Genomic DNA, 26,137 nt, shown 5'->3' on the forward strand with positions numbered 1-26,137 from the left:
AAACGTTGTCTAACGAGGATCGGGACGCTCAGTCCTCCACCGGCTCCGGATCCTTGTTCTTCCGCTTCCTCGGGCCGAGATAGATGATCGACACGACGGAGAGCGCGAGAAGAACGAGCGCGATCGGATGCTGCAGCACAACCCAGGGGTCGCCCCGGCTGATCAGGATCGACTGGACCAGTTTGGATTCCAATTCCGGCGTCAGCACATAGCCGATGATGAAGGCGACGACGGAGAAGCCGAACTGCTGCATGAAATAGCCCATCACGCCGAAGACCAGCATGATATAGATGCCGAACATGCCGCCCGTGGTGACATAGGCGCCCGTGGTGCACAGAAGCAGTGCCGTCGGGTAGACCACGGAATTGGGCGCGGCGATTGCCAGCGACCAGATGCGCATGCCGATCTGGCCGACGCCGAGATTGCAGAAGTTGGCGATCAGCATCGCGCCGAACAGGCCGTAAATCAGTCGCCCCTGCTCCTCGAACAGAAGCGGACCGGGCTGCACGCCATGGATGATGAAGGCGCTGACCAGAAGGGCGGCGGCGATATTGCCCGGAATGCCGAGCGTCAAAAGCGGAATGAGATTGGCGCCGACGACGGCCGAATTTGCCGCCTCCGAAGCCGCTATGCCGCGCGGATCGCCCTTGCCGAAGCTTTCCGGATCCTTGGCCTGCTGCTTGGTGACCGAATAGGACAGGAACCCGGCCGTCGCCGAGCCAAGCCCCGGTATGGCGCCAATGACCGTACCGATCGCCCAGGCGCGGATTGCCACATATTTGTTGGCCATGAGTTCGCTCAGCGTCACGCCCTTGTCCTCGGGGTCGTCGGAACGCACGCGGATCGGCGTCGCCGTGCTCGTAGCCCGCGTGGTGGCGGCTATCTGGCGGAAGATCTCCGATACGGCGAGAAGCCCGATCGACATCGCCGTCAGCGGCAGGCCGTCATAGAGATCGAGCATGCCGAAGGTGAAGCGCGGCGTGCCCATGGCCGGATCGATGCCCACCGAGGCGAACAGAAAACCGAGCGCGGCTGCCATCAACCCCTTGATCATCGAGGAACCGACGAGGCCGGTAATGACCGTGAAGGCGAGGATCATCAAGGCGGTGATCTCGATCGGCCCCATGCGCAGCGCCACGAGCGCGAGCGGCGCCGAGATCGTGATCAGCACGATGTCGCTCGAAAGATCGCCGAAGACGGAGTAGTAAAGCGCGTATTTCATCGCCTTCATCGGCTTGCCGTTCTTGGCCATGGGGTGGCCGTCGAGCGCGGTGGCTGCCGATTCCGGCGTGCCGGGCGTGTTGATCAGGATCGCCGGGATGGCGCCGCCCACCGTTCCGCCCTTGTTGACGCTGATGAGAAAGGCAAGCGCCGTCAGCGTGTCGAGCGTGTAGGTGAGCGGAATGGCGATCGCCAGCGCCATCAGCAGCGTCATGCCGGGGATCGCTCCGACGATCTGGCCGACGGCCACGCCGAGAATGATGTAGAGAAGGTTGGTGAGGGTGATGGCGTCCGTCAGCCCACCGATGATTGTGGCAAAGTCAGGCATAGCATTGCTTTCAGAAGGGAAGCGATGGCAATGGACGACCCATCACGATCACGAAAACGAACCATGTTCCCAGCGGAACCAGCACAATCGTCGTGGCTAGCCACATATACCGGCGCTCGAACATGAAGGCGCAGACGGCTGCCATCAGCAGGACGGCCGACGGCAGGAAGCCCACGAGCGGCATGGCAAGCGCTGCGACGAGAACCACAACGGCAAGCCCCGCGAGACGCGCAAATTCATACCAGCTGAAGTTCGCGGGCTGTGCCTTGGCGAGAAGCTGGAAGAGGCCGAGAAGAATGAACAGCGAGGCGGCGATCTTCGGAAACAGCGAGGGATCTATCGGCCCCGGCTGGCTTGTGACCTGATACGGGATCAGGAAAAAAAGAAGGAAGCCACCAAACAATATGCTGGCTCCCCCGATCAGGCGTTCAAAATACATTGAACAGCGCCCCTCTTCACTTGGTTACTTGCCGAGATACGCCTTGTAGAACTGGGCGCTTTTCGCGATCTTGTCAGTGGTTCCCTTGGGACCCAGGTTCAGCGGCTCGTTCTCGAGACGCGTCATCAGTTCATTGTAGCCATCGGAATTGACGGCCTCGTCCAGCGCTTCTTCCAGGCAGGTCTTGATCGCCGGATCAACACCCTTGGGCACCATGAAGATCGTCTGTCCCTCGATCGTCGCGTCGAGCCCACCCTCGATCAGGGTCGGGGAGTCCGGTGCATAGGGCGTGCGGGCATCGGTCAGCGACGCGAGTTGGTTCATCGCCCCGGCCTTGATCTGCTGGACATGCTGGGTGCCCTGGGTCGTCGCATCCACATGGCCGCCAAGCGCGGACTGCAGCGCATCCGCCGCCCCCTTGCTCGGTACCGCAATCAGGTCGACGTCGTAATGCTTGGCCAGCTGGTCGACCAGGATCTCCTGGCTCTTGCCGCCGACCGCAATCGTCGCGCCGTTATTGTCTTTTGCATAGGCAATGAATTCGTCCAGCGTCTGGTAGGGGCGGTCGACGAGCGAAACCAGGCCGTAATTGATCTGCATCGCCGTCCCCAGATAGTCGAAGCTTTCATAGGTATAGGGCGTGTCCGAATTCTCGTAGGGGTTAAGGGCAACCGTGCCCGTGGCCGCCACGCCGACGGAATAGCCGTCGGGCTTCATGTTCATGAGCGTCGCCGACATCACGCCGCCGCCGGCGCCCGGCTTGTTGTCGACGACAACGGTCCAGCCCTGCTGCGTCTCCAGTTCGGCGGCGATCGCCCGCGCGATGGCGTCCGTGCCGCCGCCCGCGCCATAGCCGACGAGCATCTGGACCGGCTTGGCCGGAAAGCCTTCAGGGCAGGTCGCGGCGGCCGCGGCAAGCGGTGATACCGCTGCCGAAAGCCCGATGACGGTCGTTGCGAGAATAAGATCCGTTGTTTTCATGTCTTCCTCCAAATTACGCGAACCGGCCTGTCTCCCTCGCGCCGGTCCGCCTTCTCCCGATAGCCTTGCCTAGCAACCACAACATGCAATGGAAATGTCAGGCGACCTCCGTTCCGCCTGACGAAATATCAACCTCACCGCGCCAGAAACGCCTCCATTTCCGCAAGCATGGCATCACGCCCGTGCTCGGGCCGGTCGAACAGAATATAATGCGTGGTGTCGCCGGGTTCCCAGTAGAAAACCTCCTCGGCATTGATCAGGTCGCCGACGAGAGCATCCATATCGTCTTTCTGGCTGAGCGTATCGAATTCCGGCCGGACGATCATGACCCGCGCATAGACCTGGTTGGCGTTGACGAGCTTATGGCCGATGCCCATCAGGAAAAGGTCCTCCAGCATGCCGTTGGGGCTGCGATAGGTTGGCGGGTCGCGATCTTTCGCCGTCGGGTCGCCGTCGATCAGGGCCTGTTCGAAGGCCTTGACGATCGCCGGATCCCGCCAGGCGGTCTTGTCCTCGATCGGGATCTGCCGGTCCCAGTCTCGGGTCAGCATGTCGACCGCGTTGAATGTGTAATTGCCGAAATGCGGCCGGTTGAAACGGCCCGGCTGCGCCGGGTCCTCCCACTGCGAGCCATGGCAGAACTTCGGATGCCCGCCGGCCGCGCCGTAGATCATGTTGTAGAGAACAAGGTGGCTTGCCTTTTCCGGCCACAGAGCCGCAAAGGCCATGACGCAAGTGCCGCCGACGCCCCAGCCGAACAGGCCGACCGAGGAATAGCCGGAGGCCTCGCAGAGGTGGTCAACCGCCGCCTCCAGATCGCGAACGATCTCGAGCGTGCGCACAAGCGGCCTCGTCGGCGCCGGCGGCAGGTCCATCTCCGCCGGGCGCTCGGAGCGGCCAAAGCCGCGCGCATCGACGATGTAGCAGCGATGGCCGCGCGCGGCGAGATCGGCGGCGAGCGAACCGTGGGGGACATCGAGATCATATTCCGAAAGCCCGGGGATCCGCGTCCCGTGCATCAAGATCATCGGCCGCGCCTCGTGGTCCGCCGCTTCGTCGAAAACCTCGCGGATCGCTATCCGCACGCCGTCGCGCGTCTCCACGAAAAAATCCCTGCGCCTGATTGTCCCCGACATGCCTTCTCCTCCGCAAAAACTGGGTGCCGGCCTATCTAGGTGCGCCGGGGCCCGCTCCGCATCTTTCATGACACACCGTTTCGCCAGCCGGAAACAGCCGGTTGTTCAAAATTACAAGCCGATTGTTGCCCGGACCGTCAGGCAGGGGCCGGACCGGTCGACTGGCGCTCGATGATACGGCAGGGAACGTGCAGGCGCAGCGGACAATCCGGAAAATCCTGATTGGTGATGCGCTGGTGCAGGACCCGCGTCGCCATCCTGCCGATATCGACGCCGGGCACCTTCACAGTCGTCAGTTGCGGCAGGATCTGCTGGGCGGCGGAATAGTCGCCGAACCCGACCACCGACGCATCGCGCGGGATGCGATAGCCGCGCGCCAGAAGTTCGGAAATCACCGTCAGCGCCAGACCGTCATGGGCGCAGAAGAAGGCGCTGGGCTTTTCGACCGTCGCCGCCAGCCGGTCGAAGGCTTCGCCGAAATCACGCCCCTCTTCCGGAATGAGGTCATGCAGAACGACGCCCGGCTCGCGCTCGCAGACCTCGCGCAATCCGTAGAGCCGCTCCATGCGTCCGCGATAGCGCGGATCGCCATGGACGTAGACGATCCGGCGATGACCGAGTTTCAGAAGGAAACGTCCGACGGCGGAACCGGCCTCGTGGTCGGTCGCGCCAACCTGATCGACAGGTTCCAGCGGCTCCAGCCAGCTGTTGCGCACGATTGGAATGTCGGCATGGTGCAGACGCTTGAGGTTCTCCTGGCTGTGCAGCCCGACGATCAGGATACCGCTGCATTCCTCTGCCAGCGCTTCAAGCTCGACTCCGTTGCGTGTGCTGCGAATCCGTAAGGCATAACCCAGGATCTGGGCCTCGCGCTGCACGCCGTTCTGGATCTGCATATGCAATTCGGTATTGGCCACGTCATTATCGTCGAAAACGACACCCAGAAGCTTGGATGAAGCGGCAGCCTTGCGGTATCCGAGCCGGTCGGCGGTCTCCGCCACCTTCAGCCGGGTCGCCTCGCTGACCCCGCTCTTGCCCGAGAGCGCGCGCGAAACGGCGAATTTCGAGAGGCCCGTCTCCTCTGCAATCGTCTGGATGGTTACCCGCGCCACATCGCACCTTTCTGACAGTCCTCGTTGCTTCGGTCCCGGTCCGGATACCGTGATTGCAGTCGAGAATTGCTCTTTCGCAAAAATATTCACCTAACGCTTTACATAACAAAACTTCTATTTCAAGCTAATTGTTAGTCGGTGAAGGATAACGAAGCGCCGACATGAGGAGGAGAACATTCATGAGGAATTTGAGCCGCAGAGCCTTTCTCGCGGCAGGGACGGCGTTTGCCGGTCTCCTGGCGCTGCCCGCCTGGGCTGACATGACATACCACTCACCCAATCTCGAAGCCGCCGTTCAGGCAGGCGACCTGCCGCCCGTTGCCGAGCGCCTGCCGGAAAATCCGCTGGTGCTGACGCCGCGTGACGAACCGGGCAAGCAGGGCGGCACTTGGAACCATGCTCTTGTGGGCGGCGGATCGCTTTCCATGGTGGTGCGCTATCAGGGCTACGAGCCGACGGTGCGCTTTACGCCGGACTGGTCGGGCGTGACCCCGAACGTCGCCGAATCCTTCACGGTCAGCGAGGATTCCACCGAATATACCTTCACCCTGCGCAAGGGGATGAAATGGTCGGACGGCGAACCCTACACCACGGATGACGTCAAGTTCTGGTATGAGGACGTCTTCCAGAACCCGGAACTCACCATCGGCGACCAGACCTTCTGGTATTCGACCGACGGCACGCCGGCCGAACTCGAAGTGGTCGATGACCAGGTGTTCAAGGTCAAGTTCGCCCAGCCGAACGGCTTCTTTGCCCAGCAGCTTGCCTGGGCGCAGCAGGACCAGATCACCCGCACGCCGAAACATTACCTCAAACAGTTCCACATCAAGTACAACCCGAATGCCAACGAGCTTGCCAAGGAACGCGGTTTTGAAAGCTGGGTCGCCCTGTTCCAGCGCGAATGCGGCGTGCATCAGGACAATGACTTCTTCCAGAATTCCAAGCGTCCGACGCTGAACGCCTGGATGTTCACCATCGCCCCGGGTGAGGATACCGAACGCGCCGTTGCCGTGCGCAATCCCTATTACTGGAAGGTGGATACCGAAGGCACGCAACTGCCCTATTTCGACGAGATCTACTACCAGATGGTCGGCGATCCGGAAGTGCTTCTTTTGAAGACGCTTCAGGGCGAGATCGACATGATGGACCAGTATATCGCGACACCCGCCAACAAGCCGGTGCTGTTCGACGCGCAGGAAAGCGGTGATTTCCACTTCTATACGCTGAAGGAAACCGCGGCCAATGTGATGGTCTTCCAGCTCAACCTGAACCACACGGATCCGGTCAAGAACGCGCTCTACAACAATCGCGATTTCCGCGTGGCGCTGTCCCATGCCATCGACCGCCAGTCGATGATCGACGCGGTCTTTGTCGGCCAGGGCTCGCCGGCGCAACCGTCAATCGTCGAGGGCGATCCCCTCTATGTCGAGCGACTCGCCAAGCAGTACACCGAATATGATCCGGAGAAGGCCAACGCCATCCTCGACACGATCATTCCGGAGAAGGACAGCGAGGGATACAGGCTGGATTCGGAAGGCCGTCGCGTGACGATCATTTTCGAGATCGACCAGGTGCGCACCACCTTCCTCGACATGTTCCAGCTAGCCATCCCGAATTTCAAGGACGTCGGCATCGACGCGCAGATCCGCACCATGGACCGCTCGCTGTGGGAGACCCGCGTGCGTCACGGCCGGGAATTTGATGCAACGGCCCACCAGTTCGGCGCAAACAGCGGCGTCGCGGCCATGCTCGATCCGCGCTACTTCGTGCCGTTCAACACCAACGCGCTCTACGCGCAGGGTTGGGCGCTGCACTTCGCGCGACCGGACAATGACGCGGCGATCGAGCCGCCGGCCGACGTCAAGGCGCAGCAGGACCTCTACAAGAAGCTGCTGGCAACCGGCGACCAGGAGAAACAGCATGAGATCATGCTCGAAATCCTGAACAACGCCGCCGACCAGTTCCTGGTCTTCGGCGTCAGCCTGCCGCCGGATGGCTACGGGGTCGTCAAAAACGACATGGTCAACACCATGCCGGTCATGCCGAACTCGTTTGGCTGGCCGACCCCCGGCCCCTCCGCTCCCGAGCAGTTCTTCAAGAACTGACCGGCCGCAAAGCCTGTCTTTGCGCGCGATCCAAACCGGCCCGTTTTTTTCAGGAAACGGGCCGGTCATGGCCCTGCCTTACCTGACGGAATCCGACCCATGACCCATATCGACCCGACTGCCGCCGCCAATCTCAGAACGCCGGAATGGTACAAGTCCGCGACGCGCTGGACCCAGCTCACGCTTGTCGAGAATGACCCGGTGAAATTCGATCCGGATTTCTGGATCGACGTGTTCAAGCGTACCCGCTCCAACGCGGCCTGCCTGTCGGCCGGCGGCTATATCGGGTTTTATCCCTCAAAGGTTCCGCTTCACTATGTGAGTAAATATCTGGGCGACACCGATCCCTTCGGCCGCCTTGTGGACGGGGCGCGCAGTCTCGGCATGCATGTCATGGCCCGCGTCGACCCGCACGCCATCCATCAGAACGCCGCCGATGCCCATCCCGAATGGATCGCGGTGGACAAAAATGGCAAGCCGCGCCGCCACTGGGCCTTTCCCGACGTCTGGGTCACCTGCGCCTATGGCGATTACAACAATGTCTTCATGCCCGAAATCGTGCGGGAGATCACCCGCGACTACGATATCGACGCGATCTTCGCCAATCGCTGGCAAGGCCACGGGGTCTGCTATTGCGAAAGCTGCAAGACCCGTTTCAGGGACGCCACCGGTTTTGACCTGCCGATGACGAACGATGTCGATGACCCAGCATGGCGGGCATGGTCGGGCTGGCGGCGCGATGTGCTGACCCGGATGGTCATTGCCTGGGACAAGGACGTGAAAGCGATCCGCCCGCATGCAAGCTTCATCCCCAATATGGGCGGTGAATCCCTGATGGAATTCGACATCGGCCTGATCGAGAAACACTGCCCCTTCCTCGTTGTCGATCACCAGGGGCGACGCGGGCTGGAGCCCGTCTGGTTTGCCGGCCGCAATGCCAAGCGCATGCGCGCCACCTTTCACGAGCGGCCCGTGGTGCTGATCACCTCGATCGGCCCGGAGGAAGAACACCGCTGGAAGGATTCCGTCACAACCGGCGCGGAAATCGAGAGCTGGATCGCAAACGGCGTGACCCACGGCATGCTGCCCTGGGTCACCAAGTTCAACGGCGTGGTGCCGGATGAACGATGGGTCGAGCCGGTGGCCGTCGGTTTCGAACATCACGTGAAGCTACAGGCGATGCTCGCGGAAACCTCGCCGACCGCCGAAATCGCCATTATCGATCCGACCACGACGCTGAAGAACTGGTCGCGCGATACCCGCCGTCAAGCCGAAGGCGACGATCTCGGCTTCTATCACGCGCTGATCGAGGCGAAACTGCCCTTCGAGTTCCTCTCCGACGAGGCGATGACGGCGGAAAGCCTCGCCCGCTACAGGCTGGTGATCCTTGCCAACGCCACCAACCTCTCCGACGCCCAATGCGCGCTTCTGCAGGGGTATGCCGCACGCGGCGGCAGCCTGATCGCCGCCCATGAGACGGCGATGCGCGACGAAGGCGGCAATGCGCGCGAGGCCTTCGCGCTTGGCAGCCTGTTTGGCGTCAGGCGCACAGCCCTTTCCCGCGGGCCGGTGAAGAACACCTATATCGCCCTTTCCGGAGAGCATCCGGTCAGTGCCGGCTATGAGGGCGCGGCGCGCATTATCGGCGGCACGAAGCTTGCCGAGGTCGAGACCCTTGCCGGAACAGAAACGCCGTTCATCTCCATTCCCGATTTCCCCGACCTGCCGATGGAAGAGGTCTATCCGCGCGAGGAGCCGAGAGGCGCCGCCGTAATCACGCGCGAGACCGAAGCGGGCGGACGCACCGTCTATATCCCCTGGAATATCGGCGGCATCTTCTGGGAGGTTCTGGCTGCCGACCACCAGCGCCTGATCGAGAACGCAGTGCGCTGGGCACTCGGCGCTCGCCCGCGCGTCAGCGTCTCCGGTCACTCCGTACTCGATATCGCCGCGCGGCAAAGCGCCGACACATTTGCCGTGTTGCTCTTCAACCTCACCAATCCGATGATGCTGAAGGGACCGACGCGCGAATTCTTTCCGGTCGGCGCGCACAGCGTGTCGATCGTCATGCCCGAGGGCCGCTCCGTCGCAGACGTCCGGCTGCTGATTTCCGGCCAAACCGCCAACTACCGGATCGCGGACGGCAAGGTCGAAGTGGATGTTCCCGCAATCGCGCTGATGGAAGCCGTCGAGGTGCACTGGTCATGGGCATCTCGAAAACGCCACTTCGGGCGATGAGAAGGGAGGAACGCTGATGCTGCGCTATGTCATCATGCGGATCATCTACATGATCCCCACGCTTTTCGGCATTTCGATCATTGCCTTCATCATCATCCAGTTGCCGCCAGGCGACTATGTGACCTCGCTGATCGCCTCGATGAGCGACAGCGGACAGGCCTTTGATCCCGCCGAAATTGCAAGATTGAGGGAGATCTACGGTTTCGACGACCCGATCTATGTCCAGTATTACAAATGGATCTCGGGCATCCTGCTGCACGGCGATTTCGGCCAGTCCTTCGAGTGGAAACGCCCGGTCAGCGAACTGATCTGGGAGCGGATGGGCGCGACGCTCTCCGTCTCCGTCGCCTCGCTGCTGTTCGTCTGGGCCGTATCCCTGCCGATCGGCATCTATTCGGCGGTCAAGCGCCATTCGCTGGGCGACCATGTCTTCACCTTTTTCGGTTTTCTCGGCCTCGCCATCCCGAACTTCATCCTGGCGCTGACGCTGATGTATTTTTCCTACAAGGTGCTCGGACAGAGCGTCGGCGGCCTGTTTTCGCCCGAATATGCCCATGCGCCGTGGTCCTTCGCCAAGTTCACCGACCTTCTGGCGCATCTGTGGATCCCCGTGATCGTCATCGGCACCGCCGGCACCGCCTCGCTGATCCGCATCCTGCGCGCCAATCTGACCGACGAACTCAACAAGCCCTATTACATCACGGCCCGCGCCAAGGGCCTGCATCCGACCAAGGCGCTCATCAAATATCCGGTGCGCATCGCCCTCAACCCGTTCGTCTCGGCGATCGGCTGGGTCCTGCCGAACCTGATCTCGGGCGTCACCATCACCGCCATCGTGCTCAACCTGCCGACCGCCGGCCCGCTGCTTCTGCGCGCGCTGATCTCGCAGGACATGTATCTCGCGGGCTCCTTCATCCTCCTCATGGGCGTTCTCACCCTGATCGGCATGCTGATCTCGGACCTGCTGCTCGCCATGCTCGACCCAAGGATAAGGTTTGACCGATGAGCGACAACATCTATCAGGAAACCATGCTCCACGAGCCGCCGGAAGGCGACGGGCTCGACCGTCCCGCGATCACGCCGCTGAAAAAGGGCGTGACCAGCGAAGCCGATGCGGCGGCCGGCCAGTGGACGCTGATCTGGCACAAATTCGCCAAGGACAAGCTCGCGATCTTCGCCGGTATCGTCATCCTCTGCCTTTACCTGATCGGCATCTTCGCGGAGTTCCTGGCGCCCAATCTCGCCCAGTCGGCGCGCCCGCAATATTCCTATGCGCCGCCGCAGACGATCTCGTTTTTTGTCCGGGATGAGAACGGCGACCGGACATTCCTGCCGCATGTGAAGGGCTACAGCGTCACCATCGACCAGGCGTCGCTCCGCCGGTTCTTCGTCGTCGATGACAGCAAGGTGGTGCCGATCGGCTTCTTCGTGCATGGCCCGGAATACAGGATGTGGGGTCTGTTCCCGTCGAACCTGCATCTCGTCGGCCCGAAGAAGGCGAACGACCCCTTCTATATTCTCGGCGCTGACAAGCTCGGCCGCGACCTGTTCAGCCGGGTGATCTACGGCACGCGCGTTTCCATGTCGATCGGCCTGATCGGCGTCTGCATCAGCCTTGTCCTCGGCGTGGTGATGGGCGCGCTTTCCGGCTATTACGGCGGCTGGGTCGACCTTCTCATCCAGCGCATCATCGAGATCATTTCGGCCATGCCGACCATTCCGCTCTGGCTCGGGCTTGCCGCCGCCATTCCCGTCTCGCTGGCACCGCTGAAGGTCTATTTCCTGATCACGCTGATCGTCTCGCTGCTCGGCTGGACCTCGCTTGCCCGCGAAGTGCGCGGACGCTTCTTCGCGCTGCGCGGCGAGGATTTCGTCACGGCGGCACGGCTCGACGGTTCGGGCGAGCGGCGGATCATCTTCCGCCACATCCTGCCGTCGCTTACAAGCCATATCCTTGCCGTCGTGACCCTGGCGCTGCCGACCATGATCGTCGCGGAGACCGCGCTTTCCTTCCTCGGCGTCGGGTTGAAGCCGCCGGTCGTCTCCTGGGGCGTACTGCTGCAGGACGCGCAGAATATCCGCACCATCTCGACAGCGCCCTGGCTGCTGGTCTGGCCGGCGCTCGCCGTGGTCATCGCGGTGCTGTCCTTCAATTTCCTCGGCGACGGCCTGCGCGATGCCGCCGACCCCTATGACGGCTGAGGAGGGAGCCAGATGACAATACCACAGACCATCGTTCACGATCATGCGGGCTTCGGCGACGCGGTGCTGGCCGTGAAGAACCTTTCCATCGACTTTCACCTGCGCCAGCACATTCTCCATGCCGTGCGCGACGTCACCTTCGACCTGCATCGCGGCAAGACGCTGGCGCTGGTCGGCGAAAGCGGCTCGGGCAAATCGGTGACCGCACGCGCGCTCTTGAAGATCGTCGATCGCGCCGCACGCGTCACCGGCGGCACGATCGTGCTCGACACAGACGGAAAGCCGGTAGACATCCACGACTTGCCCGACGAGGGCAAGGAAATCCGCGCCATCCGTGGCGGCCGGATATCGCTGATCTTTCAGGAGCCGATGAGTTCGCTCTCGCCCGTCCACACGATCGGCGACCAGATCATCGAGGCGCTCAGGCTTCATCGCAACATGAGCAAGACGGAAGCGCGGGCGGAAACGATCAGCCTCCTCTCGCAGGTGGAAATCCCGAACCCGGAGGCGATGATCGACCGCTACACGTTCGAGTTTTCCGGCGGCATGCGGCAAAGGGCGATGATCGCCATGTCGCTCGCCTGCGACCCGGACATCCTGATTGCCGACGAGCCGACCACGGCCCTCGACGTCACGACCCAGGCCGAAATCCTCGATCTGATCAAGCGCCTGCAAGTGGAGCGCGGCATGGCCATGCTGCTGATCACCCACGACCTCGGCGTCGTTGCCGAAGTGGCCGACGAGGTAGCGGTGATGCGCTTCGGCGCGATTGTCGAACGCGGACCGGTGGACGCGATCTTCTACGATGCCCGCCATCCCTATACGCGCCAGCTCCTGTCCTCGACCGTCCGGCTGGAAAAGCCGCGCGCCACGGACAGGACTGCGGAGGCAGGCGAAGACGATATTGTGCTTTCGGTGCGCAATCTCTCGAAAGTCTTCGGCGCGGGCGCCGGCAAGAAGGGCTTTATTCTGAAGGCCGTGGATGACGTCTCCTTCGACCTCAAACGCGGGGAAAACCTCGGCATCGTCGGCGAGAGCGGCTCAGGCAAGACGACGGCGGGCAGGCTGATCCTGCGCGTGCTGGAACCGACCTCCGGCTCGGTCGTCTACCGGCCGGGAGACGGCACGCAGACGGAGGTGACCACGCTCGACAAGCGCACACTACGTTCCTTTCACCGTCGGGTGCGGCTCGTCTTCCAGGACCCGTTCGCCTCGCTCAATCCGCGCATGACCGTCAAGCAGGTGGTCGGCGACCCTCTGGTGGTCGAAGGGCGGCTTTCCGGCCGCGAGATCGAGGAGAAGGTCGCCTCGCTGCTTGAGCTCGTGGGCCTGGAGCGCTCGGCGATGGAGCGTTATCCGCATGCCTTCTCCGGCGGTCAGCGCCAGCGCATCGGCATCGCCCGCGCGCTTGCGCTCGACCCGAAGGTGATCATCGCCGACGAGGCCACGTCGGCGCTTGATGTCTCGATCCGGGCGCAGATCCTCGACCTGCTTCTCGATCTGCAGAAGCGCCTCGATCTCTCCTACATCTTCATCGCTCACGATATTTCGGTGGTCCGCTACTTCTGCGACCGGGTGGCGGTGATGCACAGGGGACGGCTGGTCGAGCTCGGCAGCGCCGAACAGATCTGCACCGCACCGCGCGAGGACTACACCAAGAGCCTGATCTCCGCCGTGCCAAACCCCGACCCGCGCAACAAGCGCATGCTTCACCGAACGAAATTTGTTGCCTGAGGAGGTTTCAATGCCGAAATTTGCCGCCAATCTCTCGTTTCTCTACGCCGATCTGCCGTTTCTCGAACGCATCGCGGCGGCAGCGAAGGATGGCTTCCCGGCGGTCGAATATGTCGGCCCCTATGATTTTCCAGAGGCGGAGGTCAAGGCCGCGCTTGATGCCGCAGGGGTGCAGCAGGCGCTCTTCAACCTGCCCGCCGGAGACTGGGCCGGCGGCGAACGCGGCATCGGCTGCCTGCCGGACCGGGTGACGGAATTCCGCGACGGCGTGGATGTGGCAATCTCCTATGCCAGAGCGCTCGGCTGCCCAAAGATCAACTGCCTTGCCGGCATCGCGCCGAAGGGTATTCCCACAGAACGGCTCGAGGCGACGCTTGTCGAAAACCTGAAATACGCCGCGCCGCGCCTGGCGGAAGCCGGCGTCAAATTATTGCTCGAGCCGATCAACCTGCGCGACATTCCGGGCTTCTTCGTGTCGACCACGGACCATGCCGAACGGATCCTGGATGCCGTCGGCTCCGACAATCTCTTCATCCAGTACGACATCTATCACACCCAGATCATGCAGGGCGATCTGGCCGAGACCTACCGGCGGCTGAAGGGCAAGATCGCCCATATCCAGCTCGCCGACAATCCCGGCCGCCATGAACCGGGAACGGGCGAGATCAACTATCCCTTTCTTTTCAACATGCTGGACGCGGAAGGCTATGACGGCTTCATCGGCTGCGAATACAAGCCCGCCGCTGGCACAAGCGAAGGCCTCGGCTGGATGAAGCCCTGGCTTGAAGGAGCAGCGACATGAAAATCGGATTTATCGGCCTCGGCCTTATGGGACGTCCGATGGCGGCGCATCTGATCGACGCCGGCCACGACCTCTTCATCAACCGGGTGAAGCCGGTCTCGCAATTCCTCGTCGAAAAGGGCGCGACCGCCTGCGACACGGCGAAAGCGGTCGCGGAGGCCGCGGACATCATCATCACCATCGTGCCGGATACGCCGGACGTGGAGACCGTGCTGTTCGGTGACAATGGCGTTGCGGAAGGACTTGCCGAAGGCAAGCTGGTGATCGACATGAGCTCGATCTCGCCGGTGGAAACCAAGACGTTTGCCGAGAGGATCGCGGAAAAGGGTTGCGGTTATCTCGATGCGCCGGTTTCCGGCGGCGAGGTCGGCGCGAAGAACGCGGCGCTGACGATCATGGTCGGCGGTTCGGACGAGGATTTCGCCCGTGGAGAACCGCTGTTCGCGGCGATGGGCAAGACCATCACCCATGTCGGACCCGTCGGCGACGGCCAGACGGCGAAGGTCGCAAACCAGATCATCGTCGGATTGACAATCGAGGCGGTGGCCGAGGGACTGCTGTTTGCGAAAAAGGCGGGCGCGGACCCGGCGAAGGTGCGCGAGGCCCTGATGGGCGGCTTCGCCGGTTCGACCATCATGAAGATCCACGGCGAGCGGATGATCGCGGAGACATTCGACCCCGGCTTCCGCATCCGCCTGCACCGCAAGGATCTGGCGCTTGCGATCAATGCCGCGCGCGAGATCGGCCTTTCGCTGCCGAACACGGCCTCAACCGAGCAGTTGATGAACGCGGCGATCGCTCGCGGCGACGGCGACAGGGATCATTCGGCGCTGATCAGGACGCTCGCGGCGCTGGCGGGGCTTTGAAAGCTATTCCGACTGATCGGCGGAACAGTCGCATTGAACAACGAACCGCGCGCCAATTCTGGGTCTCGGAAACCGACCTTTCCTCCCACTCGGCGTCATCCTCGGGCTTGACCCGAGGATGACGCAAGTCGGGGTGGCAGAAGCCGGAACGAAACCGCAGGCTCTTTCTAAAATTTGTGTGAGGACATGATGACGAAAATACCGATGCAAGTTCCCTTCGGGGCGGTCTATTTCCGCAAGTCGAACCCGCCGCGCGAGGACTGGGAGCGCGATTACGCCGTCGCCGCCGAAGACGGCCTCAATGTCTTCCGCCACTGGTTCATGTGGAGCGCCATCGAACGCCGGCCGGGCTTCTATGACTGGGAAGAGTATGACCGGCAGATGGAGCTTGCCGCAAAAAACGGGATCAAGACGATCATCGCCGAGCTGACCCATACCGTGCCGGACTGGGCCTGGCGCAAATATGCCCACGCCCGGCAGATGCGCGCCGACGGCACGGAGCTTGCCCCCATCATGGGCGTTTCGGCGGCGACCGGCGGGTTTGCGCTGAATGGCGGCGGAGCGGGCTCGCTGACGATGAACTGCCCGGAGGTGAAGGAAGCGGCGGGAGCGTTCCTGTCAGCCCTTGCGAACCGTTACAAGGGTCACCCCGGCCTGCTTGGCTATGATGTCTGGAACGAATGCAACTACTCGCCCTCGGTCGACTACAACCCCTTCACCAAGGCTGCCTTTCGCGACTGGCTTCGACAGAAATACGGTGACCTCGAGACGCTGGCGCAGGCCTGGTACCGCTACTCCTATGCCGAATGGGACGATATCGAGCCGCCGCACCAGATCGCGCCTTATCCGGAATGCCTCGACTGGCTCGCCTTCAAGCGGGACAATTTCTACGACCAGATGCAGTTCCGCATCGACACGGTCCGCGCCATCGACAGCGATTGCCTGATTGCAGCCCACGGCGTGGCCGGCGCCATACCCGACATGGCCGCGCGCGGTTCGGATGACTGGCTTGCCGCCTCCAAGGTCGAGGTCTACGGCTATACCTGGATCCAGGCGCGCAAGGGCAACCAGTCCTGGCGGAGCTTTCATGCCGCCGATCTCAACCGCGCCGCGGCGCGCGGCAAGACCTTCTGGCATGCCGAACGGCAGGGCGGCCCTTTGTGGATGCAGCCGCAGGTCGTCGGTCGCGACAAGGAGGACGGCCGGGTCGCCGAGCCGGAGGATATCCGCGTCTGGTCGCTGACCTCCTTTGCCGGCGGCGCGCGCGGCATGCTGAACCTGCGCTACCGGCCGCTTCTGGACGGGCCGCTGTTCGGCGCCTTCGGCTCCTACGGCATGGACGGCGCGCGGACCCCGCGTTCGGACATGGCGGCGAAGATTGCGCGCTGGGCGAATGCACCGGAACAGAAGGCGCTGATGGCGGCGAAGCCGGTCAAGGGCGAGATCGGTATTGTCATCGCGCCGGAAGCGCAGGCCTGGGATTATCTTCTCAGCCGCGAGGGCAATTACGATACCTACCGGGAAGCCATGTTCGGCGCCTATCGCGGCTTCTTCGACAATGGCATCCAGGCCGACTGGGTGCATATCGACGATATCGAAGCCTATGACGCGCTCTACTTCCCCTACCCGATCATGCTGACCGGTGAAAATGCCAGAAGGCTCGCCGACTGGGTCGCAGCGGGCGGCACGCTGATCTCCGAGGCCTGCCCCGGCTATTTCGGCGATCGCGGCAAGGTCGGCACGGTGCAGCCGAACAACGGGCTCGATGCCGTCTTCGGCGCGCGCGAAGAAGACGTGGAATTCATGCCGGATATCGGCGATCGCATCCGCTTTGCGCTTGACGGCGTGGAGACCGCAGGCGGCGGCTTCCTGCAGTCCTACCGGACGACGGTGGGCCGGGCATTGGCGAATTTCGATGACGGCAGGCTCGCAATCGTCGAAAACAACTTCGGAAAGGGCCGAACGCGTCTTGTCGGCACGCACCCTTCGATCGGCTACTACCGCGATCAGACGGAGACCGGCCGGCGCTATTTCAACGACTACTTCGCCTTCACCGGCAAGGTTCGGCATACGATCTGCTCGAATCCGGCGCTGCAGGTGCGCGTCCATGGGGGTGGCGCCGACCGCTATCTCTGGGTCATCAATGCCACGCGTCAGCACCAGACGGCGGAACTGACGGACGGCGCTGGCCAGGCATTGAACGGCGTCGAACACTTCTGGGCGGGCGACGGTGCATCGTTGAAGGATGGCCGCCTTGCCGTGCCGGCGCGCGATGCTCTGATCGTTCGACTTGCCTAACCGGAGGCTGATGGTCGCATGGTTACGCCTCAGCCCCTCTCGGGCAGAACGGGATCCCGCTTCAGGCCCGCGCGATCGACAGCCTGGATGAAGGCTTTCAGCCGATCCTTTCGGTAGGCGTCGACATCCATCTCGCCATAGTCGTAGAAGCCCTGGCCGGTTTTCATGCCAATCCGACCTTCTTCCATGTTGCGCTGAACGATCTCCGGCGCTTCGAAACGGTCGGTTTCAAGCGCGCCCTGCAGGTAGCGGCTGGCGTAATAGAGGATGTCGCCGCCGCCCCAGTCGACGAATTCCAGGAGGCCGAGCACGGCAAAGCGCAGGCCGAAACCGTACAGCACGGCCTTGTCCACATCCTCCGCGCTGGCGACGCCCTCTTCCACCAGCCGCGCCGCCTCGTTCATCGCCAGCGCCTGAATGCGCGGCACGATATAGCCGGGCGAGGCCCTGCAGACGACGGGCACCTTGCCGATGTCTTCGAGAAAGCGCTTCAGCGTTTGCGTCGTTTCCGGCGCGGTTTCATCGGCGGGCGAGAGCTCGATGAGGGGCACGAGAAAGGCGGGGTTCAGCCAGTGCGCGTTCAGGAAACGGGTCTTGTTCTCGGTCAGTGCGACGAGGTCGGATGAGAGCATTGTCGACGTGGTCGAGGCGAGGATCGCTCCGTTGCCGGCAAAGCGGTCGAACAGCGCGAAGGCCTGTTCCTTGGCCGCGCGCACTTCCGGCACGGCCTCGAACACGATCGAAGCCTCGCAAAGGGCTGCGCCGGCATCCTCAAGCGCCACCACGCTGATGCGCGCCATGATGGCGGGCACGGCGGTCTTGTCGAAGGCGCCAAGCTCGGCCATCAGCGTCAGATCGCGTTCGATCTCGGCAATGGCGCTTTCCTCGAGTTCCGCGAAGGCCTCGCCGGAGCGCGTCTTGGCATCGATGAGGCACACCCGGTGGCCATGATAGGCCACGCACTGGGCAATGCCCCGGCCCATCCGCCCTGCCCCGATGGAGGCCAATGTCATGGCTTGGGTCTTGGCTTGGGTCATGGGCTTCGTCATCAGATCCCGTCCTTCAGCATGGTCTGCACATCGCCCACGGTCATGCCCGCAAGGCCGAGCCGTTCAAATGTCCGGCCATCGGCGCGGAAATCGTCGCCGGCAACCGCGCCGGCAACCGACAGCAGCCCGGCCGCGACCGGGCACGGCACGCCCGCCCATTCGCCGACGGAAACCAGAAAGGCTAGACCGAGCCCGGTATCCTCGCGCATATAGCGGTGGGACTGAAGATCGAGGTGCTCATGCCAGTCGCCTGAGCCCACCAGCTTGTCATGGGCGAGATTGCCATACATCCAGTCGCTGGTCTCGTAATGATCGGCAAGCGGAAAATGCGGCGCGTCGTAGCCGAGCGCCTCGCGGATCGCGATACGCTCATTGTCGAGCGCGGTATGGACGCGGCGGATCGACGGCTGGGTACCCTCGTTGTGGATGTCCCACTGATCGAAATGCTCGATCGGCCCGGCATTCATCAGGATCAGCGGCGGATGGATGATCGGCCCGGCATTCATCAGCGCGCCGGAAAGCGCATCCTCGGACTTCTCGATGGCCCCGGGAAAGGCCGCGCCGATGACGGCGAGCGCACTCTCGGTGTTGCGCGCCGGGAAAACCCCGGTCGGCAGGCGCGAGGCGCGGGTGGTGATGCGCACCTCGGTTTCGCTCTGCTTGCGCGTCAGCCAGGGCAGCGTTCCGGTCTCGGCGATGGAGAAGTCGGCGGTGCAGCCCGCATCGCGCATGATCTTCGCCATGATATAGGAGCCGAACGTGCCCGGCGGCAGATAGATCACCTGCCCGTCGCGCATGTGCGGGGCAAGCCTTGCCGCCAGATCCTCCTGGGCATTGGCGGGCGTCGGCGAAACGATCAGCTCGGCGCCGTCGAGCGCGGCTTCCAGATCATCGGTCGGCGCAATCGCAACCGGGCGCGTGCCGTTGAAGTCGGTGACGGTAATGCCGCCGGCCTCGGTGATTTCAGCAAAGCGCGCGCGGTCGCGCCGCCACCAGCGCACATCATGCCCCGCCTCGACAAAATCAGCCACCGCGGCATATGAACCATTGCCGCCGCCCAGAACCGTGATCTTCATTTCGCATTGTTCCCTTGTTTTTGTTCAATAAAATCGCTGCACACCCGATCTCTCCGGCGGAAACGCAGTGTCCGCCGAAAGGCGAGCTAAACCTTCTCCGGCATGCGCGCCGTCAGCGGATGGAAGCGCCGGTCGAACCAGACAAGCGCCTCTGCCGGCTCTGCGCCCAGCCGGGTTGCCTCGACCTGGGCGTAAAACACCGAATGGGTGCCGATCACCTTGCGCTCCACGATCCTGCAGTCAAAGGCGACCACGGCGCTTTCCAGCACCGGCGCGCCGGTCGCAAGCCGGATCCAGGTGTCGCCAGAAAAACGGTCCTCGCTGCCCCGACTGGCAAAGGCGGTGGCCAGCGCCTCGTGGCGACCGGCCAGCACATTGACGCAGAGCTTGCCATTGGCGTTGAACCGGTCATGCGAACGGTTCTGCCGGTTGACGCAGACCAGAAGCGTCGGCGGCTGATCGGTGATCGAGCAGACGGCAGACGCCGTCATGCCGTGGCGACCTTCCGGCCCGTCGGTCGTGACCAGATTGACCGCGGCCCCAAGCCGGCTCATGCCCTCGCGGAAAATCGTCGCGGTGTCGTTCATGGTGGTCTCCTTCACTCAGATATCGAGGACCAGCTTCTTGCCCTTGGCGCGCGAGCAGCAGAGCGCCATCTCGAAATTCTCCGCCTTTTCCTCGTCCGTAAGGAATTTGTCGCGATGATCGGCTTCACCCTCAAGAATTTCGGTGATGCAGGTGCCGCAAATGCCCTCTTCGCATTTGACCTCGACATCAACGCCCGCGCTCTTCAGCGCCTTGGCGATGGTGTCGTCCGGCCCGACGGTGACGGTGACGCCGGAGGCGCGCGCCTCGACCTCGAAGCTTTCGCCGGAAACATCGACATCGACGGTGAAATATTCGCGATGAATGCTGTCGGCGGGAAAGCCGGCCTTTGCGGCAAGGCCGATGATCCAGTCCATGAAGCCTTCCGGGCCGCAGACATAAAGATGGGTGCCCGCCTCATAGGCCGGAAATTCCTCAGGCGACAGCGCCGTGCCGTCATCATCATGATGAAAGTGAACACGGCCGGCAAAGGCTGCCGTCTCGATCACATCGGCAAAGGCGGTTACGGATTTCGAGCGGGTGCAGTAATGGATCTCATATTCGCCACCCCTGGCCTCCAGGGCATGCGCCATGGCGATCATCGGCGTGATGCCGATGCCGCCGCCGAAGAGGATCGAGCGCCTTGCGCCTTCTGCCAGCGGAAAGAGATTTGCCGGCGCATCCGCAACAAACACCGCACCGGGCCTTGCCTGCCTGTGAATGGCAGCCGACCCGCCCCGGCTTGCCGCATCCTTCAGAATGCCGAGCCGATAACAACCGGTCTCCGATGGCGAACCACAGAGCGAATACTGGCGATGAAACACCGTCTCGCCATCGCGAACCTCGATCGCAAGATGCGCTCCGGCCTCGAAGGACGGAAGCGGTTTGCCCTCGGCATCCTGCAGAACGAGCCGGATGATATCGCCCCGGTCATCGATCCGCTCGACGACCTTCAGGGAAAGCTTCTGGTCGGTCATGTTCCGTTCAATCCTTGTCAGCGGACATAGAGCCCGCCATTGACGTCCCAGCAGGCGCCGTTGACGAAGAAGGCCTTCGGCGAGGCCAGGAAGGCGGCCATCTCGCCGATAAACTCCGCATCGCCAAGCTTGCCGACGGGAATGTTCTTCAGGAACCCGGCAAACGCTGCCTCCGGCACGATATCGCGCACCATCGGCGTATCCATCGGCCCGGGCGAAATCGCGTTGACTGTGACGCCGAAGGGGGCGAGATCACGGGCAAACACCTTGGTCAGCGTCAGGATCGCGCCCTTGGAGGCGGCATAATGCGCGCCCGTCGCCGTGCCGCCGTTCTGGCCCGCAAGCGAGGCCATGTTGACGATCCGGCCATAGCCGCGTTCCTTGAAATGCCGGCCAAAGATCTTGCATCCGGTGAAGGTGCCGCCGGCATTGACGGCCATGATCGCGTTGAAGGTTTCGGTGTCGATATCGAGTACCGGCTCGGCACGGGTCACGGCGGCATTGTTGACCAGAACCTCGACGCTGCCCCAGCGGGCAACGCATTTTTCCAGGACATGCTCGAAATCCTCCGGCCGCGCGATGTCGAGCTTGGCCGTCAGAGCCGTTTCGGAGGCAAGGTCCAGTTCCTCGGCCAGCGCATCGCAGGCCTTTTCGTCGATGTCGGCGAGGATCACCCGGTAGCCGGACGCATGCAGCGCGCGGGCAATGGCGGCGCCGACGCCGCGGGCGGCACCGGTGACGACGGCGGTCTGGGTCTCGATCGGAAGCGGCGCCGGCATCAGAACAGATAGCTGATCGACGTCAGCACTCCCTCGGAATTGATCAGGCGAACGACCTTGTCGTGGATCAGCAACTGGCCGTCGCGGCGCACGAGGTGATGCTCGACATCGGCGAGAAACGTGCGCTGACGACCGAACTTGTCCTCGGTCAGATGCATGGCGGAGCGCACCTTCAGCGAGCCCGGCAATGCCTCGGTGACGACGAAGCGCGACGAAAGCCGCACCGTGCGCGCGGCAGGCGTGGCCGAAATGGCGAAGCCGCCCTGCAGCCGCTCGACGCGCATTTTCCGCATCTTGGCATCATCGAAGACGATGTTGAGATTGTCGCGGAAATTCGTCGTGTCATGCTCGACCGGGATGACGTAGTGGCCATCCTCGGTCCAGAGCTTCAGCCAGGCCTCGTAGTCGGCGCGGTCGAGAATATCGGCCTCAAGCCAGATGAACTGCTGCGCTTCGGCAAGCGTGATCCCGGTTTCGGTGGTCATCGTATCGCTCATCGGCTCATCATCCTTTTCCACATGTTGTAGGCGGCGCGCATGCCGGTCTCGGAGCTCACGGTCCCGCGCGGCAGGCCGTTCGGCCCGTCCTTTTCCAGCCCCTTGTCGCGGTTGACCATGATGTCGAGTTCGGGACCGCCGGCGGTTCCGCGCTGGACGCGTTCCCAGACCTCGGCATCATCCGGGCTGCCGAAACCCATCGGCCCCTGGAAATGCTCATGCAAGCGAAGGCGCATGCGGTTGGCCTCCTCCGGCCCGCCATCCATGCCGATGGCGATGTGGCGGATATGGGTCTCGTCGACGGAGACCGGCCGCATGATACGGAAGAAGGAAAGCGAGCAGGCCGCATTGGGGAAAAGGTTGAGGTTGAAGCCCGTGCCGCCGACCGCCTTGACGATGCGGCGCACCTGCTCCTCGCTGTAGCGCTCACGCAGGCTTTCGGCGAGCTCGGCGAAGCGGGCGGGGATTTCCCAGCCATTGTCCTCGTCGAGATCGATCAGCGACGGCATCATCACCATCACCGAATGGCCATTGCCGAGGTCTTCCACAAAACCATCGCCATCGAGGAAGGAGAACAGATCCTCCGTCTCGGAATCGAGCGACTGCAGGAAGGGCTTGTGCACCACCGGGAAGTGATAGGCGTCGGTGGTGTTTTCGAGCTGGATCTTCCAGTTGCCGGGAAACGAGAACTGGTGCTCGCCCAGAACCTTTACCGGAAAGCCGCCGCCCTGCTTCATGAACAGGTCGATCCACGGTTTGGCATTGCCGAGGAAGTCCTCGATCGGCTCGACCTCGTCATTGAGCGAGGCGAAGATCATGCCGTTATAGATGCCGACCTTGAGCTTCGGCAGGCCGAATTCCTTCTTGTCGAAGCTCTCGTGATAGCCCTCGGCATAGGGCAGGCCGCGCAGCGAGCCGTCGAGCGCATAACCCCAGCCGTGATAGGGGCACTGGAAGGAACTGGTCTTGCCCTTGTTGTGCTCGCACACGGTAGCGGCGCGGTGGCGGCAGCGGTTGATCAGGACATGAATCTCGTTCTTCCGGTCGCGCGAGATGATGACGGGCTGACGGCCGACCCATGAGCGCTTGAAACTGCCCTTTTCCGGCACTTCCGAGGTATGGCCGACCCACACCCAGGTCTTGCCGAAAATCTCGTCCATCTCGACCTCGAAGAGGTCGGGGTCGGTGTACATCTGCGTTGCGACGCGATCGTCGCGCACAAGATCGGCATAGGCGGTCTTGGTCTTTTCTACTGCGACATCCATCTTTCTGTCTCCTGTTACAAAAGGCTTCCGGCGGGCGGGGCGACGCTCACGGATAACCGGGCGGGGTCTGTTGCTCGAACATCGCAGCGCCCGCCGATGTCCATGTTCCAAGGCCGAGAAAGGCGTGCTGGGCAACGGCATTGGCATCGATCAGGCAACGGCCGAGAACGTGACCGCGGGCCAGCGCCCGCGTGCCGGCCATGCGGAAGGCCATATGCGCGACGGCAGCCCCTTCGCTTGCGGCATGGCTTGCCGCCATGCGCAGTTCGATCACGCCCGCCTTATCGACGGCATCGCCGCTGACCACACTCTCCCAGGCCTTCTCGGTCGCTTCGTAGAAATAGGCGCGCGCGCTTTTCAGCCGTGCTTCCGCCTTGCCATATTCGGCCTGGATATAGGCGCGGGCGCCAAGCGTCGGCGCGCCTGTGATCGAGGGTGTTTCGAGCGCCTCGGCGCGGATCCAGTCGAGCGCCTCGCGCGCCGTGCCGAGGCCGACAACGGCCAGAACTTGCGCGGCGAGCGCCATGGGCGGATAGCGGAAGGCCGGTTCGTCGCGCTTGGCGGGCGAACCGCGCACGAAGGTCCATTCCTCCGGCACGATCACGTCCTCGGTGACGATGTCATGGCTGCCGGTCGCCGTCAGGCCGAGCGTATCCCAGCTATGCTTGATCGAAACGTCCTCGCGCTTCATCACCGCCATGCGCGGCAGGCCGCCCGTCCCCTTGTCGTCGACCTTGATGCCGGCGCCGATCAGGGACGCACCCATGCAGCCGGAACAGTAGGGCCAGCGGCCCTTGACGGAAAATCCGCCCGCCACGCGTTCGGCCGGCTGCGGCGGAAAGATCGCGCCGGCAAAGACGGTATCGGGATCCTTGCCATAGATCGCCGCGAAGGTTTCCGGCGGAAGCGCCGCAAGATAGGTCGACGACACGCCGAAGCTTGCCACCCAGCCGGTCGAGGCATCGGCGGTCGAGAGCGTCTCGATCAGTTCGAGAAAGGCGGCCGGCGTGACTTCATCGCCGCCGAGCGATTTCGGCACGAAAGCGCGATAGGCGCCGACAGCCTGCAGCTTCTCGACCATGTCGAGCGGCACATAGGTGAGCTTCTCGAATTCGGCGCGCCGCTCCCTGATCTCCTCGAGAACCGATGTGAGGGTCACCGCAGGCGCGGCGGCGACCTGGCTTCTAGTGTCCATTGCGTTTGTCTCCGGCAAATGCTTCGGGATTGATGTCGATTGTGGCTGCTAGGCCCTCGGCGATGGCGCAGAGCGCCTCATCCCCGCCGATCCGGCCAACAAGCTGGATGCCCGCAGGCAGGCCGTCTTCCGTGAGAATGGGAATGGTGATCGCCGGGTGGCCGCTCAGGTTGAAGGGCCGCACCAGCGCGGTCAGCGGAATGAGCGCCCGCATGTCGCCGGCATCGGCGAGAAGCGGCGGCACGACAGGCATGGTCGGCAGAACCAGGGCGTCGCAGTCTTCCAGTGCGCGGTCGACCTCGCTCCGGAACATTCGGCGGATCTCTTCCGCGCGGCTGATGTCGGCACCCAACCGGCCGGCCTCCGCGGCAAGAATGCGCGCGCGCACCGTTTCGTCCATGCCGTTGTCTTCATGTGCGAGCGCGGCAAAGGCGTCCGCCGCCTCGGCATTGATGATGACAAGGCCGGCCTCGTAGGCCGCTTCGAAATACTCAAGCGTGATTTCCGCAGCGCGGACACAGGCAAGCGCCTTGTCGAAGGCCGCGACGATCTCCGCTTCGGCGGAAACCACGACCCGACCAAGGCGGAATTCGGTGGCGGGCGGACACGCGACAAAACCCGGGTCCATCAGACTCATGGCCTTTGTCAGCATTTCGGTCGTGGCGGCAAAGGGACCAATGCAATCCAGCGAACTTTCCGCCGGAATGGCGCCGGCGCGGGAGATGCGGCCATAGGTCGGCTTCATGCCGAAAACGCCGCAACAGCAGGCCGGCATGCGCACCGAGCCGCCCGTATCCGTGCCCACCGCGAAGTCGCAGCGCCCGGCCGCCATCAGAGCCGCCGAGCCCGAAGACGACCCCCCGGGGATCCTGTCCGGCCATTTGGCGTTGATAGGGGTGCCGAGAAAGGCGTTGACGCCGGTGACGCCGAAGGCCAGCTCGTGCATGTTTGCCGTGCCGATGATGTGGCAGCCCCTGGCGAGAAGGGCACCGACCACGGCGGCGTTCTCATCTGCGACGGGGCCTTCCGCAAGGGCGCGCGACCCGCAGCGGGTAACGATCCCCTTGATCGCCAGGCATTCCTTGATCGCCACCTGCGGGCCATCGCCGCCCATAGAGAGAGGGCGCGACAACGCGGCATCGGCCGGTTGAGCTGAATGCATCTTATTCCTGTTCCCTTGTCGCGAACCGGGCCTTCGGCTTTTTCTTGTCGTTCGCTATTACAGTAATATTACCGTTATTTTTCACATAAG

The 26,137-nt window shown here is 63.0% G+C and carries 22 protein-coding genes; 8 read left to right on the forward strand and 14 right to left on the reverse strand.

Features of this window, described 5'->3' with window-relative positions; genetic code table 11:
* Positions 1–28 precede the first annotated feature (28 nt).
* The 5 genes from GGR30_RS11825 to GGR30_RS11845 form a co-directional block, all read right to left on the reverse strand.
* The gene (locus GGR30_RS11825; RefSeq protein ID WP_183486496.1) at positions 29–1,549 is read right to left on the reverse strand and encodes a tripartite tricarboxylate transporter permease; all 1,521 of its coding nucleotides are present in this window, start codon (positions 1,547–1,549) and stop codon (positions 29–31) included.
* A gap of 10 nt (positions 1,550–1,559) precedes the next feature.
* Positions 1,560–1,988 (reverse strand): tripartite tricarboxylate transporter TctB family protein, encoded by a 429-nt coding sequence (locus GGR30_RS11830; protein ID WP_183486498.1) that lies wholly within the window; start codon positions 1,986–1,988, stop codon positions 1,560–1,562.
* A 24-nt stretch (positions 1,989–2,012) separates the two neighbouring features.
* Positions 2,013–2,969, reverse strand: coding sequence for a tripartite tricarboxylate transporter substrate binding protein (locus GGR30_RS11835; protein WP_183486500.1), 957 nt, complete (start codon positions 2,967–2,969; stop codon positions 2,013–2,015).
* Between the two features lie 134 nt (positions 2,970–3,103).
* Positions 3,104–4,105, reverse strand: a complete 1,002-nt coding sequence (locus GGR30_RS11840; RefSeq protein ID WP_183486502.1) for an alpha/beta hydrolase — start codon at positions 4,103–4,105, stop codon at positions 3,104–3,106.
* 137 nt (positions 4,106–4,242) lie between these two features.
* The gene (locus GGR30_RS11845; protein WP_183486504.1) at positions 4,243–5,217 is read right to left on the reverse strand and encodes a substrate-binding domain-containing protein; all 975 of its coding nucleotides are present in this window, start codon (positions 5,215–5,217) and stop codon (positions 4,243–4,245) included.
* 179 nt (positions 5,218–5,396) lie between these two features.
* On the opposite strand from GGR30_RS11845, the gene GGR30_RS11850 reads away from it, so the two are divergent.
* The 8 genes from GGR30_RS11850 to GGR30_RS11885 all read left to right on the forward strand — a co-directional run bounded on the left by GGR30_RS11850 (position 5,397) and on the right by GGR30_RS11885 (position 17,462).
* Positions 5,397–7,322 (forward strand): ABC transporter substrate-binding protein, encoded by a 1,926-nt coding sequence (locus GGR30_RS11850; protein ID WP_183486506.1) that lies wholly within the window; start codon positions 5,397–5,399, stop codon positions 7,320–7,322.
* Between the two features lie 99 nt (positions 7,323–7,421).
* Positions 7,422–9,560 (forward strand): alpha-amylase family protein, encoded by a 2,139-nt coding sequence (locus tag GGR30_RS11855; protein ID WP_183486508.1) that lies wholly within the window; start codon positions 7,422–7,424, stop codon positions 9,558–9,560.
* Positions 9,561–9,576: 16 nt separating this feature from the next.
* A complete protein-coding gene (locus tag GGR30_RS11860; RefSeq protein ID WP_183486510.1) occupies positions 9,577–10,566 on the forward strand; it encodes an ABC transporter permease in 990 nt (329 codons plus the stop codon).
* 23 nt (positions 10,567–10,589) lie between these two features.
* On the forward strand, positions 10,590–11,762 hold the full coding sequence (locus GGR30_RS11865; protein ID WP_425488358.1) for an ABC transporter permease: 1,173 nt from the start codon (positions 10,590–10,592) through the stop codon (positions 11,760–11,762).
* 12 nt (positions 11,763–11,774) lie between these two features.
* On the forward strand, positions 11,775–13,496 hold the full coding sequence (locus GGR30_RS11870; RefSeq protein ID WP_183486514.1) for an ABC transporter ATP-binding protein: 1,722 nt from the start codon (positions 11,775–11,777) through the stop codon (positions 13,494–13,496).
* 10 nt (positions 13,497–13,506) lie between these two features.
* A complete protein-coding gene (hyi, locus tag GGR30_RS11875) occupies positions 13,507–14,298 on the forward strand; it encodes a hydroxypyruvate isomerase (RefSeq protein ID WP_183486516.1) in 792 nt (263 codons plus the stop codon).
* On the forward strand, positions 14,295–15,164 hold the full coding sequence (locus GGR30_RS11880; protein WP_183486518.1) for a 2-hydroxy-3-oxopropionate reductase: 870 nt from the start codon (positions 14,295–14,297) through the stop codon (positions 15,162–15,164). Before hyi ends, GGR30_RS11880 begins: the two co-directional genes overlap by 4 nt.
* A gap of 189 nt (positions 15,165–15,353) precedes the next feature.
* Positions 15,354–17,462: a beta-galactosidase gene (locus tag GGR30_RS11885; RefSeq protein ID WP_183486696.1), complete on the forward strand. Its 2,109-nt coding sequence runs from the start codon at positions 15,354–15,356 to the stop codon at positions 17,460–17,462.
* A gap of 29 nt (positions 17,463–17,491) precedes the next feature.
* Here the strand turns inward: GGR30_RS11885 and GGR30_RS11890 are convergent, their stop codons facing one another.
* The 9 genes from GGR30_RS11890 to GGR30_RS11930 all read right to left on the reverse strand — a co-directional run bounded on the left by GGR30_RS11890 (position 17,492) and on the right by GGR30_RS11930 (position 26,047).
* Positions 17,492–18,511: a 3-hydroxybutyryl-CoA dehydrogenase gene (locus tag GGR30_RS11890; protein ID WP_246413789.1), complete on the reverse strand. Its 1,020-nt coding sequence runs from the start codon at positions 18,509–18,511 to the stop codon at positions 17,492–17,494.
* Positions 18,511–19,587 carry an NAD/NADP-dependent octopine/nopaline dehydrogenase family protein gene (locus GGR30_RS11895; protein WP_183486520.1) on the reverse strand — a complete coding sequence of 359 codons (1,077 nt, stop codon included), beginning with the start codon at positions 19,585–19,587 and terminating at the stop codon, positions 18,511–18,513. Before GGR30_RS11895 ends, GGR30_RS11890 begins: the two co-directional genes overlap by 1 nt.
* Positions 19,588–19,673: 86 nt before the next feature.
* Positions 19,674–20,174 carry a flavin reductase gene (locus GGR30_RS11900; RefSeq protein ID WP_183486522.1) on the reverse strand — a complete coding sequence of 167 codons (501 nt, stop codon included), beginning with the start codon at positions 20,172–20,174 and terminating at the stop codon, positions 19,674–19,676.
* Positions 20,175–20,189: 15 nt separating this feature from the next.
* On the reverse strand, positions 20,190–21,149 hold the full coding sequence (locus GGR30_RS11905; RefSeq protein WP_183486524.1) for a PDR/VanB family oxidoreductase: 960 nt from the start codon (positions 21,147–21,149) through the stop codon (positions 20,190–20,192).
* A gap of 17 nt (positions 21,150–21,166) precedes the next feature.
* The gene (locus GGR30_RS11910) at positions 21,167–21,928 is read right to left on the reverse strand and encodes an SDR family NAD(P)-dependent oxidoreductase (protein WP_183486526.1); all 762 of its coding nucleotides are present in this window, start codon (positions 21,926–21,928) and stop codon (positions 21,167–21,169) included.
* Positions 21,928–22,425 (reverse strand): aromatic-ring-hydroxylating dioxygenase subunit beta, encoded by a 498-nt coding sequence (locus GGR30_RS11915; protein ID WP_183486528.1) that lies wholly within the window; start codon positions 22,423–22,425, stop codon positions 21,928–21,930. The genes GGR30_RS11910 and GGR30_RS11915 overlap by 1 nt, the downstream gene beginning before the upstream one ends.
* Positions 22,422–23,690, reverse strand: a complete 1,269-nt coding sequence (locus GGR30_RS11920; protein ID WP_183486530.1) for an aromatic ring-hydroxylating oxygenase subunit alpha — start codon at positions 23,688–23,690, stop codon at positions 22,422–22,424. Before GGR30_RS11920 ends, GGR30_RS11915 begins: the two co-directional genes overlap by 4 nt.
* Positions 23,691–23,736: 46 nt before the next feature.
* A complete protein-coding gene (locus GGR30_RS11925; RefSeq protein ID WP_183486531.1) occupies positions 23,737–24,885 on the reverse strand; it encodes an acyl-CoA dehydrogenase family protein in 1,149 nt (382 codons plus the stop codon).
* Positions 24,875–26,047: an amidase gene (locus GGR30_RS11930; RefSeq protein WP_183486532.1), complete on the reverse strand. Its 1,173-nt coding sequence runs from the start codon at positions 26,045–26,047 to the stop codon at positions 24,875–24,877. The genes GGR30_RS11925 and GGR30_RS11930 overlap by 11 nt, the downstream gene beginning before the upstream one ends.
* Positions 26,048–26,137 lie beyond the last annotated feature (90 nt).

This window comes from Martelella radicis (genome assembly GCF_014196625.1).
Taxonomy (GTDB): domain Bacteria; phylum Pseudomonadota; class Alphaproteobacteria; order Rhizobiales; family Rhizobiaceae; genus Martelella; species Martelella radicis.